Below are 13,261 nucleotides of genomic sequence, written 5' to 3'. Positions count from 1 at the left end.
TCTTCGAAATCAGTGACAGTTCATCCCTCAATTCCGACAGTTCGGTAACTTCCATTGGCGAAAGGCCGCGTTTTGCTTCAACTTTGAATCAACAATCAAAAACGAAGCATCATGAAAACAACCGCGATAATCCTCCTTTTCTTCTTGATCAACCTGACAGCAGGTGCACAAACCATCATCAGCGGCACGGTGCACCAGGAAAACGGCGATCCGCTTCCCGGCGTGAATGCATACCTGGAAGGCACTTACGACGGTGCTTCGAGCGACGATAACGGCCGCTTTCGGTTTACCACCGACGAAACCGGAGCGCAAACCCTGAAGATTGAGTTTATGGGCTTCGAGCCGGAATCGCGCAGCTTGCTGTTGACCGGCGACAACATTTGGCTCGACATTCGGTTAAAGGAGGCTTTCAACCAGCTGAATGCGGTAACCATCACGGCGGGAACTTTCGAGGCCAGCGACAAAAAGCAAGCGGTGACAATTACCCCGCTTGATATGGTGACTACCGCCGGGGCCAATGGCGATGTGTATGGTGCGCTGCAGTCGCTACCCGGAACAACCACCAACGGCGAGTCGGGCCGACTGTTTGTGAAAGGGGGCGATAGCGGCGAATCGCAAACCTACATTGATGGCGCCTGGGTGCCGGTTCCCTACAACTCAACAGCTCCCAATCACGGTACGCGCGGTCGGTTCAACCCCTTCATGTTCCAGGGAATGGTTTTCAGCACGGGCGGCTACTCGGCCGAGTATGGACAAGCCTTATCGTCAGTTTTGTTGCTGAACACTAACGACCTGCCGGAGGAAGACCAGCTCGACCTCTCGGTTCTGTCGATCGGAGGCGATGTGGCGGGTACCAAGCGCTGGAACAACGGCGCTATCACGGCAACGGCTTCGTACCAAAACCTGTCGCCCTACATGAACCTGGTGAAACAAAATTACGAATGGAACCACGAGCCCGAGTCGACTTCGGGAGCGCTGAGCTTCCGCCAAAAGACCGGTAAAACAGGCATACTGAAAGCTTATTCAACCCTGGACTATGCCAATTTCAACCTGCAACAGGATAACCTGAACGAACCGGGAAACAGTTTTGCTTACGGACTGAAAAACCGGAACGGCTTTGCCAACAGTTCGTGGAACGGTATGCTGAGCGAGAAGCTGGGGACGAACGCGGCTGCATCGTACACCAACAACACCGACGATATTCAGTACGATCAAACGAAGGTGACCAACAAACAAGAAGCCTTCTACCTGAAAGCGGCTTTCAAATATTCCTTTAGCGACCGTTTGTTGCTGAAAACCGGTGGCGAGTGGTTCTCGAAACACATTGGTCAGGAGGTTGACCAAGAAGGCGATGCTTTCAAAATCGAACTGGATGATAATACGGTCACGGCTTTTGCCGAAGCACAGGTATACGGTTCGAACAAGTTTGTGAGCCGCATTGGCGCGCGGGGCGAGTATTCGGATGTGCTGGGCGAATTTAACCTTTCGCCGCGTTTGTCATCAGCCTACAAACTGACGAAAAACACGCAACTGTCGGCTGCTTACGGCTGGTTCTACCAAACGCCTGAGAACAACTACCTGTTGCAAACCAATAACCTGAAATCGGAGCGTGCCGATCATTATACGATGACTTTCCTTTCGTCGGCTAATGAGCGGACGCTGCGTGCCGAATTGTATTATAAAGACTACAAAAACCTGGTGAAATATAGTGTTGATGCGGACGGTGCTTTTACCGACTTTTCGAATGATGGCTCGGGTTATGCTCGCGGGCTCGATCTGTTCTGGCGCGATGGCAAAACCATTCCCGGTGGCAACTACTGGATTTCCTATTCATACATAGATACCAAACGCGATTACCGCAACTATCCTTATGAAGCGCGCCCTTCGTTTGCCAGCAAGCACAACCTGTCGGTGGTGTACAAACATTGGCTGGGCAGCTTGCGCTCACTGGTTGGCGTCAACTTTAACTACTCGTCGCCACGGGTGTACAACGATCCAAATTCCTCGGTTTTCAATGGCGAAAAGATGAGTGCATACCGCAGCCTCGATCTCAGCTGGAGCTACCTGTACCGCCAAAACATCATTCTGTACGGTGCTGTGACCAACCTGCCCGGCTTTAAAAACGAGTACGGCCGTACTTATGCCGATCGCCCCGATGCCGATGGTGTTTATAACAGTGTGGCTGTTCAACCCGGCTCAACGCGCTTCTTCGTGCTGGCCTGTTTCATCACACTTACTCGTCGTGGCGACGCCAATCAACTCGATAAAATTCAATAATTAAAACGATAACCTTTAAAAATGAATACGATGAAAAAGTTAATCATTAGTTCTGTTCTCCTTCTCATGTGTGTAATTGCAATGGCTCAAAAACCGGCTTACATGCAAGCCATGGGCAAAACCTTGTCTCAATATGCAACGGCTCATTCGCCGGCCGACTTTCAGCAAATTGCCAATAAGTTTGCAGTGATTGCCAAGGCTGAACCCGAAGAGTGGTTGCCGGTTTATTACGAGGCACAAAGTTATATTCTGATGAGTTTTACCGAATCGGAGCCGGCGAAGAAAGATCCGTACCTGGACGAGGCTGAAAAGCTGGTGAACCAGTTGATTGAAATGGTTCCGGAAGAGTCGGAAGTTTATGCGTTGCAGTCGTTCTACTACACGGGCCGTTTGGTGGTAAACCCGATGGAACGCTCGCAGAAATATGGTCCGTTAAGCGGTCAGGCTAATGGCAAAGCTTTGTCATTGGACCCGAAAAACCCGCGGGCCCGCTATTTGAACGTCCAAATGGAAATTGGCAGAGCCCGCTTCATGGGCGGCGATGTAAGTGCCTATTGCGATCAGGCCAAACAATTGCTTGCCGACTGGGATAGCTACAAGCCGAAATCACCCATTCACCCGAACTGGGGAAAAGAACAGGTGGTAGGATTGGTGAAAAGTTGTGAATAGGACTTCGGGAAGGATGCTCCCGAAAAAACGAGAATAATTTTACCTTTATCAAACCACAAAATTTCGGTAATCATGTACTACATTCCCGGTTTCAGACGCGATCAATTCTCTATACCCCGCTACTTGCTGGCCAATGTTGTGCTGGCTTTGATAATCGCTGTTTTTTCCACACCCGGTTTTCCGGGCGACCCGAAAATGTTGGGGATTGGCTTCGTGTGGTCCTTTGTCATTTCCATCACCATCTGGACGGGGTGCATGTTGCTGACCGATCTGATGGATAAACGGATCAAGTGGATGGAACGGCCGGTGCTTCGGTCGGTTTTGGGGATTGTGGTATTGGTGGGGTACTCGCTGGTCATGTTCATGATCGATAAACTGCTGCTATTGTATATCTTTTATGGCATAACGCCTTCAAATTGGTACGAGTTTCTCCTGGAGTCGAGCATCTACACTGTTTTAATTTCGTTGTTCATCTCGCTGCTCTTTACGGCCATTGGCTTTTTTAAGGCCTGGAAGCGCGAAACCATCACTTCGGCGCAACTGAAAACGCAAATGATGACGTACCAGTACGAAGCGCTGCGCAACCAGATTAACCCGCATTTTCTGTTCAATAGTCTGAATGTGTTGAGTGATCTGGTGTATGAAGACCAGCAGCAGGCGGTGCGGTTTATTAGGCAGCTGAGCGATCTGTTTCGCTATGTGCTCGATAGCCGCGACAAGGAGTTGGTGCCGCTGCAGGAAGAGTTGAATTTCCTGGATTCTTATATTTTTCTATTGAAAACCCGTTTCGAAGAAAAGTTGCAGATCGACCTGCAGGTGGAGGCAAGGTCGGATGATTTTATGGTTCCGATGACACTGCAAATGCTGATCGAGAACGCCGTAAAGCACAACGAAGTTTCGGCAGCTTTTCCGCTGAAAGTTACAGTTCGTCAGAACGGCGATTACCTGGAGGTGGAGAATAACCTGCAGCCCAAATCGGTGGGGGATGATTCGAAGAAAACAGGCTTGCAAAACATCCGGCAGCAGTTTGCCTTTTTCTCCGCAAAGCCGGTGGAGATTGAACAGACAGAACAGTTTTACCGGGTGCGGGTGCCCATTCTTAAAGTTGAAAATTGATGAAGGTATTAATTATAGAAGATGAAAAGCGGGCGGCCAACCATTTGGAGCGTCTGCTGAACCAGGTTTCGCCCGACATAGAGGTTTTGCACCGGCTGGAGTCGGTTCGCGACGCGGTGCTGTTTTTGTCGGCCCGGCCAAAGATTGATTTGATCTTTTCCGATATCCAGCTGGCCGATGGGCTGAGCTTCGAGATATACAAGCAGGTTGAGGTCGGTTGTCCGATCATTTTCACCACGGCTTACGACCAGTATGCAATCGAAGCCTTCAAAACCAATGGGATCGATTACCTGCTGAAGCCGGTAGAGGAAGAGCGGCTGAAACAAGCGATTGACAAAGCCCGCCAATTTGTTCCCGGCCTGCTGCTCGAAAAGCTGATGGCTATCCAGCAACCGACAGAAGAAAAGCAGTACAAAAGTCGATTTATGGTGAAGGTGGGTGACAAGATTCGAACGGTTCCGGTTGAGGAGATCCAGGTGTTTTACAGCCAGGATAAAGCTACCTTCATTTTAACCCGAGACAAGCGTAACTATTGCATCGACTATCCACTTGACCAGTTGGAGCAGCTGGTAAACCCACAGAGCTTTTTTCGCATCAACCGTAAATACATTGTTGGCATCGATGCCTGCACCGACATGCTGGCCTGGAGCAACTCGCGTCTTCGACTGAAGGTTGAAGGACTGGATGAACCGGATCTGATCGTCGCCCGCGAGCGCGTTGCTGACTTCAAAGAGTGGCTGGATCGTTAGCAAAAAATCCGCTTGACCAAAGTGGAAAAGCGGATTCTGAGTTGTATTTGAATTGGTTTATTTGCTTAACTCTACAAAATACTGGTAGAATTTCGGAATGGTTTTAATCCCATTGAAAAATTGTTCCAGTGGGTAGTTTTCATTCGGCGAGTGGATGGCATCTGAGCCCAAACCAAAGCCCATCAAGACTGATTTAATTCCCAATACCTGTTCAAAGGTTGAAATGATTGGAATACTACCGCCACTGCGAACCGGAACCGGACGTTTTCCAAAGGTATCGGTGTATGCTTTTTCAGCTGCCTGGTAAGCCGGGATATCGATCGGGCAAACGTAAGCTTGTCCGCCGTGCAGCGAAGTCACTTCAACTTTAACGGTTTTAGGAGCGATTCCTTCAAAGTGCTCTTTGAACAACACTGCGATCTTTTCGTGATCCTGATCAGGCACGAGGCGGCAGCTGATTTTGGCGTAAGCCTTTGATGCGATGACAGTTTTGGCACCCTCGCCGGTGTAACCGCCCCAGATGCCGCACACGTCAAATGATGGTCGGATTCCTGTGCGTTCGTTGGTAGTATATCCTGCTTCACCTTCAACTTCTTCCAGTTCCAGTGCAGCTTTGTAGTCGTCGAGATTGAATGGCGCACGGCCCAGAAGTTCGCGCTCCTCGGCTGACACGTCTTGCACGTCATCGTAAAAGCCGGGGATGGTGATTCGACCATTCTCGTCGGTCATTTGCGCAATCAGTTTGTTCAGCACGTTGATCGGGTTTGCCACGGCACCGCCGTACATGCCCGAGTGCAGGTCGCGGTTGGGGCCGGTTACTTCAACCTGCCAGTACGCCAAACCACGCAGCCCGGTTGTGATCGATGGAATATCGCGGGCAATCATGCCGGTGTCGGATACCAGGATCACATCGGCTTTCAGCATATCTTTGTTGGCTTCGCACCATGCACCCAGGTTCGGCGAGCCAATTTCTTCCTCGCCTTCAATCATGAACTTCACGTTGCATGGGAGGCAGTTGTTGGCAACCATGTATTCGAATGCCTTGGCGTGCATGAACGATTGACCTTTGTCGTCGTCGGCACCACGCGCGTAAATTTTGCCATCGCGGATCTCCGGCTCAAACGGCTGCGATTTCCACAATTCCAGCGGTTCAACCGGCATCACGTCCATGTGGCCGTAAATTAAAACCGTTGGTTTTGAAGGATCGATTATCTTTTCGCCGTAGGTGACCGGGTTACCTGCTGTTTCGTACACACCTGCGCGATCGGCACCCGCTTTCAGCAACATCTCTTTCCAGTATTCTGCTGCCCTGTACATGTCGGGTTTGTGTAGTGAAATAGAACTAATAGAAGGAATTCGGATCAATCCGAAAAGTTCATCGAGGAACCGTTGTTGGTTCTCTTCGATGTATTGTTCAATACTGCTCATTCAATGAAATTCTTTAGATATAAATCGCATTAAAATTAAGCTTTTCAAAAGGAACGATCCAGTACATTTGAAAGCTTTTACAATTGGAAAACTTGATATTTATCAGTCTTTCTGCGACAATTGCGGATTGAACGGTTGTGCTCGATCCAAAAGCTTTGATGTAAGCTCGGCGATGTTGATGACTAAACCGGTTTGCTGCAATGATGCGGAATTCTCATTTGCTGCTTGTTTCTCTCTTAATTCAGCAAGCAAAGCTGCCAATTCATCCTGTTTATCCTTGATATCTCCGGGCAATGGAATTTGAGCATGTCTCAAAATTTCCAGGATCTTGCTGGCCGGTTCGACTAACTCACGGGTATTGAAATCGCTCTGCTCCCGGTGTGCACCCAAGGCCGACAAGTAGGAAAGTAACGCGTGGTTCAAATAAGTCAGCGTGAATGATTGTTCGCGCATTTGCTGGTGGCGACGAGGTTCAAGCTGCATATCCTGCCAGGCTAAAACCAAAGCATTGTCGGCACGGTGAGCCTGACGACGGGCAATCCGATATTCGAAATCGTCGCCGGTTGAGGCTTCTCTGTATTCGTTGATGATGACTTCAAAATAAGCCGCATTCTTCTCAAAAGCGGTGTTCAGCAGGTTAGGCAGACGTTTGTGCTGCCAATCGGGCCAAAGCAGGCGAACCGTAATAATGGCCAAGGCCGAACCGATAATGGTATCAATCAGTCGCGGAACCATGGCAGCTACCCCTTGGTGTGTGCCCAGGTTGAATACGCAAAGCACAAAGATGGTGATGAAAACAACTGCTGTAGAATATTTTCGGCGCAGCCAGCTGAAAAAGAAGAAAGATGCAGCGAGCATGAGCAACAATTGACCTGCAACAGTTGGTAAAATCTGGATAATCAGCACGCCGACAATCACTCCGGTAATGGTGCCCATGACACGTTGAAACAGACGTCGGCGGGTTTCGCTGTAACTGGGCTGACAAACAAACAAACTGGTAAGCACGATCCATTCACCTTTGGGCATTTTGAAACCTTCGGAAATAGCAAAGCCAATCATAAAGCAAATACTTAACCGGATGGCGTGGCGCATACGCGGGTGATGCAAGCTCAGTTGGTCTTTTAAACGTTGATACAACGTACGTGTATCTTTGGCCAGTTTGGGTGTGATGGTGCGTTGGTTCTCGTCGTTCGACCGTTGTAGTGCCAGGTTGGAACGAACCAGGTTGCGAATAAGCAGGCTTAACGGACTGTTCTCGCTCTGTTTAAACAGAATTTGCTTGTCCTGCAGTGCTTTAATGCTCCAGTTCAGCGCAACGGGATGGCGGTACTGAATGCCTGTCAACATGGCATAAGCAAATTGCTTGATGGCTTCGGCCATTTGGTGCAGAATCTGTCCGATACCTTCCATGATTTCCAGGTTGTGCGGGTCCTGGCTCAGCAAATCGTAGCGTTCGTGGCTGGAGGCAGCGCGCTCGTGTAAACTTTGCAGCAGCATAAACTGCTGCAGATATGGTTTCAGCGGGGCGTCATCTTTTAAGGCATCCGCATAACTACGCATAACTTCGCGGCAGCGGTCGAGTGATCCAACCAACTTGACGTTGAGCAAAGCCAGTTTATTTCGCACTTCACTTTGTGTTTTCTCATCACTGGGGAAAAGGTTGGCTTTCTCATCAAAATAATCAGCAAGAGCGCTGAAGCCTCGGGCAAGCTGTTCTTCGAGCAATCGGTATGGCTTGTAGTACAAAAGAGCAAGAGAAAGTAAACCATAAAAAAGTGCCCCGGTTGGCATCAGTACTGCGGGCCAGTACCAGGCAGGGCTGATTTCGATCCCGAGCATGGCGTAAATACCGACCAGGATGGCGCCGAATGTCACGCCTCGATAGCGTTCGCCTAAACCGCCAATAAGCAGGAAGCCAATGGTTGAAATACCCAATCCCAGTCCCAGTAAAATCGGATAGGGGCGGAGTAGTCCGACGGCGAGGCTGGAGATTCCGAAGCTGACAACTTTCAATAAAAGCGATTTGATACGTCCTTTGGGGTGGTCATCGGTTTCGGAAAGTGCGCCGGCCAGCGCGCCAAGACCCAGTGTGATAGCGAAGAAGGGTTTTCCGATAGCAACAAACGGAACGCTTAACAAGGCAATTGCCAATGTTGCTTTTGTGGCCATCAGCCGATCGGGGCGGCTCCAAAACTCGCGGCGCCACAGCTCAAACCAAGCTTGCTTTTCCAACCAGTTGTTCAGTTGCTTCTTCAGCTTCACGACGGGGATTTTAAAGGTTTACGGAGCAAAAGTAGTAAATCAATTCATTGGGGAACTTCGGGCGGCGATATGGAACAGATTCGTTAACCTTTTCAAAATAAAAAGCATTTCTTTTTCAGCACTTGGTTTTATACCTATGTCCAAAACAGAGCGAAGAAGACGCGGATGTCTGCTGTATTTTCACTCAAATTAATGTTTGAAATTCGACTGTGATTTTATTTGTTGTCTCAAATTATTATTTATCAATGAATTGACTTTCGACTTTTGATTCTGTAACTTTGATAGAAACAGGATTTATTTCCCATTGTAGTCAGACTAATTCTGGTTAGCGTAACAAACTAAACTTTTTCAACATGAGTGCACTGTCTCTTGTGAATCATAAGCTCGTGGGCGACACAGTCAGCCCGATGGCTTGTCCCAAAAATCACGACAAATTTATTACCGGAATGCCCGATACCATTATCATTCACTTCACGGCGGGGCGCGATGCCTTGTCATCGGCGCAGTACCTATGCCGCGATGATATTAAAGCTTCGGCTCACATCGTTATTGGTAGGCAGGGCGAAATTTATCAGTTGGTGGACTTTGATACGGTTGCCTGGCATGCCGGTGAGAGTCAATATGCCGGACGAAGCTGGTACAATCGGTATTCAATTGGTATTGAATTGGACAACGCCGGGCGCATGGAAAAAGTTGGAACTGAGTTTCAGGCTTGGTTTGGCCAAAAATACCAGGCGAACGATGTGCTGCAGGCTGTTCATCGGAACGAAAAAATGCCAAGCTGGTGGCATGTTTATACGCCCGAGCAGATAGAAGCTTGTCGTAAGGTTTGCGAGTTACTCATCAAAAGCCCTGCTTACAATATCGGCAGTATTCTTGGACATGAGGAAATTTCTCCGGGTCGGAAGACGGATCCGGGACCGGCTTTCCCGCTCGATAAGTTCCGCAGTATGCTGCTTTCCCAGAATCGAAGCGATGATCAGCCCCTGTTGGATTTAGATGGAATCGTCGTCAATGCCGATTTGCTGAATATCCGCGAAAGTCCTTCAGTTGAAGCTAAAAAAGTAGCGCAGCCGCTGCTTACCGGTGCCAAATTGAAAGTGCTGGAAGAGAAGAATGGCTGGTACCGCGTTGAAACCAAAATTACCGGCTGGGTCAGCAAGGGCTTTGTTAAAACAGATCAAAAATGAAGCGCGTTTTACTACTTGTTGTCGTTGCCGGTCTGACCTTTCTGGTCATTCTCTTCGCCACTAAACCGGAGTTGTTGAATGATATTTGGATTTGGGCGATTGGCTTGAGTGGTTTGATCATTAAAGGATTTCAGTCGATCATCGAGTACTTTAAAGGTCTGTTTGATGGCGATGATTCCAAAAGTCAAACCGTTGCACCAAGTGAACCGGATACCTTCAGCGGAAATAAATTGAAACTTTTGCGTGTTTCCGATGACGGGGATACCACAATCGGGATGCTTTATGTGAACGATCAGTTTTATTGCTACACCCTGGAAGATACGGGGAAACGTACCGACAATCCTGCGGAGGTCCGGATTCCGGCAGGTAACTACCCGATCAGCTTTAGTAAGCAAAACGACGAAATGACCTTGTCCTATCGCGCCAAGTACCCGTCGTGGTTCGGCAAGCACTTGCAGTTGTCGCAGGTTCCAAAGCATGATGCTGTTTACATTCACCATGGAGGCAGTCATCGCGATACGACCCAGGGATGCATCCTGGTTTCGGACAGTATTCAGGCAACAGGATCCGATACCGAATTGACGAACTCGATGCTCACTTTCCAGCGGTTGTACCAGTTTATGTCACAACAACTGGCGGCCGGTACAGCTCACCGGATTTCGATTTACGACGAAAAATGGATTAACCAACTAACACAGACGAAATGATTCCAGATAATCTGATCCCCCAAAGTTTGAAAGACAAGAAGAAGCTGAACCTGATTTTTCTGGGCAGCATGCTCATGCTGGAAGCCATTCTTTTTGTAGCGATTGTCATTATTCTGGTAAAGTTGAAGGGGCTTCAAATAACTGACGAGAATGAAGCAGAACAGTTTTACCGTTTGTTTGGAATGGGGCTGATGTTGATCTGGATTGGTGTGTTGTTCGCCTACTACGCCTGGGCTATTTACTTTTACAACATTAATCTGGGCCTCACCAACCAGGATTGGGCCGAAATCCGGGAGCGTAAAAAATATGTACAGGAAGGGCAAACAGATGAGCCCACCGAGAACCCGAATGCAGGACAAACTCTGGGACTGCCTCCCGGAACATTGCGTGGGACCATCGCTCTGACCCTTTTGGTATGCAGTATTGCTCTGGCAATTGCGTCTCTGGGAATGGATTCGAGTGTAGACGTAAATACGTTTTTGGTTGATAATTTCGACTTTTTCAAAACCGCCTTTCTGATGATGATTGCCTTTTATTTCGGCAACAAGGCATTGGAAACCATTGGCTACAAGAATACGAAGACAATCAGCGGGGGAGCGGAAGCCGGTAAAGACGCGAAGGCAAATAAAACCACAGCAGAAGCCGCGCCGATTGCTCCGGTGTCGCCGGTGACAGGAGCTGCAACCGAAAAGAAAAATCAGCTACAACAGAATCCGATTGCTGAAAGCCTGAGCGATAAGTTGGGAAGCGATGATTTTGACAATCCAAAAGCCGTACAGTGAAATGGGGGCATTTAAACTGACATATCTCCTGATTCTGATTGTGCTGCTGAGTTCGTGTGAAAGGCACAAGCGTCACTTGGTGGTGAGTAAAATACAAAGTTCCGCCAAGCTGGCAACCACCGAAACGGCCATTGATAAGGTTGTTATCGGCAATAAAAGTCGTCGCGTGTTCGGGCTCATCAATGTCAGTAATGCCGAGTTTGTGGCCTATTCACAGGCTTTTGTGAAAACGGGAGTCGATCTCACAAAGCTGAAGAAAAATGATATCAAGATTGATGGAAGTGCCATTGAGTTGAGGTTGCCCCCTGTCGAGGTTCTTGATTTCAGCTATCCGTTTGACAGTTTCCGGATTGACCCGAATCTCACTTCCAATGCCATGCTCAGCAAGATTGATGTGATTGACCAGGAATTTTTCTTCCGCAAAGCCGAACTCGATATCCGCGAAAACCTGCAATACATGGGGATCAGGGAGCAAACTGAAGAGAATACCCGTAAAATCATGGTGGCTTTATTGAAAAATATGGGTTACGACGAAATTTACATCAGTTTTGCCGACTCGGGGCAGATCATCAAAAAAGTCAACCTTAAAATCCCGGACGAATGGCCTTTTTAAAATACATATCGTCATTGGGAAGCCTCGTCTTTCAGGTTGTTTTGGTGATTGCAGCCGTGGTTGCATTTTCCTGGTTCGATCCTTTCGACTTGCTTGCTCCTACCAAACGGAAGCTTCAGAATACGCCTGTGCAGGTGGAGAGCATCCGCGAAATCGGTGAACTGATTACAGCGGAGTATTATGGAGAGGTGATTGCTTCGGTCGAGGAAATAGTCAACACGGACGCGCAGTCTAGAATAGACACATTCAACTACCGTATTGATTTATTGCACCGTCAGTTTCTGGATGTGGTCGATAGTCTGGCTGCTAAAGACTTGAACAGGAAGCAAATCTCCGGGACTTTCAAATTGGAGTACAGCGATTTGCTGACGGATAGCCTTTTTGGATTCTATACGTATTTCATTCGCGAGAAATTAAAGGATCGCAATTACAAACGTCGCGAGTTAGAGAAATCGCTGCCGAGAAAGCAACAATTGGATTTGGTGGAAGATTTGTGTCTGAAGCGTAAAAAAGAGTTGCGGGGAGACCTGCACGAATTTGGAACCTCCGAAATTCAGGCGAATTTTCGGGAAGTTCAGAAATCATCGGCAAAGAAGACGGCCCACAAACGGCAGCTCGTTTTGTTGGGGCGGGGATGGGTGAAGGCCGGCTTTCGGTTTGACGAGTTCAGTGAAAAGAATTTTTTGTACGACAATCAGCATAACCGCGCGATTTTTATCGGCATGCAGCCGGAAATCATCAGTGCGACCATCAATCCGTGGTTCATCCCGGAAGAGGGGGTGGAGGGATTCGAGTTTGTGATTGTTGAACGAAAAGTAAAGTACGACTCCCGGTGGACAAATCGGGTGAAGCGGCTTTGCCTGACAAAGCTGGAAGCGCAAGCTATTTCGAAGGATATTTTGGGCAGGGCGCAATCCAACGCTGAAGATCAGTTGAAGCACTTTTTCAGCCTGTTGGCAGGTGAACAAGTGCAGGAGATTGCCTTTTATACCGATTTTCTGGAGTATTCGGCGGATGCCCTTTTGAAGGACTCAGTTTTGAGCGACGATAAAATACCGGTGGTTGAGGAATTGCTATTGGAGTATAAAAAGCGCAGCGGAGCAGATTTTAGTCCGAGAGCCTGCAAAGAATTCATTGATTCACTTAAAGCTGCAAAACCAACAATAAAGGGTCAGCGATTTCAGCTCAATTCCCGTTCAACGGAACTGTTTACCCTGCTTAAAGATCATCGGCTCGATTCGATGGAATCCAGCTCGATAGATGGACTGCACCGGGTTACTGCGCTTGATTCGATTTGGTGTGAAAGTGAATGCGGAAATCTCACTGATTCGATCGCAAGTTATCTGGATCGGGTAAATACGAACTTCGAGAACGATCTTTACAGGTTGGAGAATCATTTCCGTACGGATACTTTGGCGCAGCTTACTCCTGCCCGATAATTCAAAATAAAAAAGCACCTTCACAAGGA

The 13,261-nt window shown here is 48.3% G+C and carries 11 protein-coding genes; 9 read left to right on the top strand and 2 right to left on the bottom strand.

Features of this window, described 5'->3' with window-relative positions; genetic code table 11:
- Nucleotides 1-111 precede the first annotated feature (111 nt).
- The 4 genes from BC643_RS09445 (at nt 112) to BC643_RS09430 (ending at nt 4,811) form a co-directional block, all read left to right on the top strand.
- Nucleotides 112-2,277 carry a TonB-dependent receptor gene (locus tag BC643_RS09445; RefSeq protein WP_120272852.1) on the top strand — a complete coding sequence of 722 codons (2,166 nt, stop codon included), beginning with the start codon at nt 112-114 and terminating at the stop codon, nt 2,275-2,277.
- Between the two features lie 30 nt (nt 2,278-2,307).
- On the top strand, nt 2,308-2,946 hold the full coding sequence (locus tag BC643_RS09440; RefSeq protein ID WP_147377187.1) for a hypothetical protein: 639 nt from the start codon (nt 2,308-2,310) through the stop codon (nt 2,944-2,946).
- A 72-nt stretch (nt 2,947-3,018) separates the two neighbouring features.
- Nucleotides 3,019-4,062, top strand: coding sequence for a sensor histidine kinase (locus tag BC643_RS09435; RefSeq protein WP_120272850.1), 1,044 nt, complete (start codon nt 3,019-3,021; stop codon nt 4,060-4,062).
- Nucleotides 4,062-4,811 carry a LytR/AlgR family response regulator transcription factor gene (locus BC643_RS09430; protein ID WP_120272849.1) on the top strand — a complete coding sequence of 250 codons (750 nt, stop codon included), beginning with the start codon at nt 4,062-4,064 and terminating at the stop codon, nt 4,809-4,811. The genes BC643_RS09435 and BC643_RS09430 overlap by 1 nt, the downstream gene beginning before the upstream one ends.
- Nucleotides 4,812-4,868: 57 nt before the next feature.
- Here BC643_RS09430 and BC643_RS09425 read toward each other — a convergent pair whose 3' ends face one another.
- Together BC643_RS09425 and yccS are read right to left on the bottom strand one after the other, a co-directional pair.
- Nucleotides 4,869-6,239 (bottom strand): dipeptidase, encoded by a 1,371-nt coding sequence (locus BC643_RS09425; RefSeq protein WP_120272848.1) that lies wholly within the window; start codon nt 6,237-6,239, stop codon nt 4,869-4,871.
- 102 nt (nt 6,240-6,341) lie between these two features.
- Nucleotides 6,342-8,501, bottom strand: coding sequence for a YccS family putative transporter (gene yccS / locus BC643_RS09420; RefSeq protein ID WP_120272847.1), 2,160 nt, complete (start codon nt 8,499-8,501; stop codon nt 6,342-6,344).
- Nucleotides 8,502-8,854: 353 nt separating this feature from the next.
- Here yccS and BC643_RS09415 point away from each other — a divergent pair, with 353 nt between their 5' ends.
- Genes BC643_RS09415 through BC643_RS09395 form a run of 5 tightly spaced genes read left to right on the top strand, consistent with a single transcriptional unit; the run spans nt 8,855 to nt 13,232 of the window.
- Nucleotides 8,855-9,691, top strand: coding sequence for an N-acetylmuramoyl-L-alanine amidase (locus tag BC643_RS09415; RefSeq protein WP_120272846.1), 837 nt, complete (start codon nt 8,855-8,857; stop codon nt 9,689-9,691).
- The gene (locus tag BC643_RS09410) at nt 9,688-10,398 is read left to right on the top strand and encodes a DUF5675 family protein (protein ID WP_120272845.1); all 711 of its coding nucleotides are present in this window, start codon (nt 9,688-9,690) and stop codon (nt 10,396-10,398) included. The genes BC643_RS09415 and BC643_RS09410 overlap by 4 nt, the downstream gene beginning before the upstream one ends.
- Nucleotides 10,395-11,180 carry a hypothetical protein gene (locus BC643_RS09405; protein WP_120272844.1) on the top strand — a complete coding sequence of 262 codons (786 nt, stop codon included), beginning with the start codon at nt 10,395-10,397 and terminating at the stop codon, nt 11,178-11,180. Before BC643_RS09410 ends, BC643_RS09405 begins: the two co-directional genes overlap by 4 nt.
- Entirely contained in the window at nt 11,149-11,793 is a 645-nt protein-coding gene (locus BC643_RS09400) for a DUF4230 domain-containing protein (protein WP_211338025.1), read from the top strand. The genes BC643_RS09405 and BC643_RS09400 overlap by 32 nt, the downstream gene beginning before the upstream one ends.
- Nucleotides 11,781-13,232, top strand: a complete 1,452-nt coding sequence (locus BC643_RS09395) for a DUF4230 domain-containing protein (protein WP_147377186.1) — start codon at nt 11,781-11,783, stop codon at nt 13,230-13,232. The genes BC643_RS09400 and BC643_RS09395 overlap by 13 nt, the downstream gene beginning before the upstream one ends.
- Nucleotides 13,233-13,261: the final 29 nt, after the last annotated feature.

Source organism: Mangrovibacterium diazotrophicum (genome assembly GCF_003610535.1).
GTDB lineage: Bacteria > Bacteroidota > Bacteroidia > Bacteroidales > Prolixibacteraceae > Mangrovibacterium > Mangrovibacterium diazotrophicum.
The sequence above is the reverse complement of the archived record's forward strand: the minus strand, read 5'-3'. Positions and strand labels throughout refer to the sequence as shown.

Coding starts and splice junctions, on each gene's coding strand:
- BC643_RS09430 (WP_120272849.1), top strand. CDS start 4,062: ATGAAGGTATTAATTATAGAAGATGAAAAGCGGGCGGCCAACCATTTG.
- BC643_RS09400 (WP_211338025.1), top strand. CDS start 11,149: ATGATTTTGACAATCCAAAAGCCGTACAGTGAAATGGGGGCATTTAAA.
- BC643_RS09415 (WP_120272846.1), top strand. CDS start 8,855: ATGAGTGCACTGTCTCTTGTGAATCATAAGCTCGTGGGCGACACAGTC.
- BC643_RS09445 (WP_120272852.1), top strand. CDS start 112: ATGAAAACAACCGCGATAATCCTCCTTTTCTTCTTGATCAACCTGACA.
- BC643_RS09410 (WP_120272845.1), top strand. CDS start 9,688: ATGAAGCGCGTTTTACTACTTGTTGTCGTTGCCGGTCTGACCTTTCTG.
- BC643_RS09435 (WP_120272850.1), top strand. CDS start 3,019: ATGTACTACATTCCCGGTTTCAGACGCGATCAATTCTCTATACCCCGC.
- BC643_RS09440 (WP_147377187.1), top strand. CDS start 2,308: ATGAAAAAGTTAATCATTAGTTCTGTTCTCCTTCTCATGTGTGTAATT.
- BC643_RS09425 (WP_120272848.1), bottom strand. CDS start 6,239: ATGAGCAGTATTGAACAATACATCGAAGAGAACCAACAACGGTTCCTC.
- BC643_RS09395 (WP_147377186.1), top strand. CDS start 11,781: ATGGCCTTTTTAAAATACATATCGTCATTGGGAAGCCTCGTCTTTCAG.
- BC643_RS09405 (WP_120272844.1), top strand. CDS start 10,395: ATGATTCCAGATAATCTGATCCCCCAAAGTTTGAAAGACAAGAAGAAG.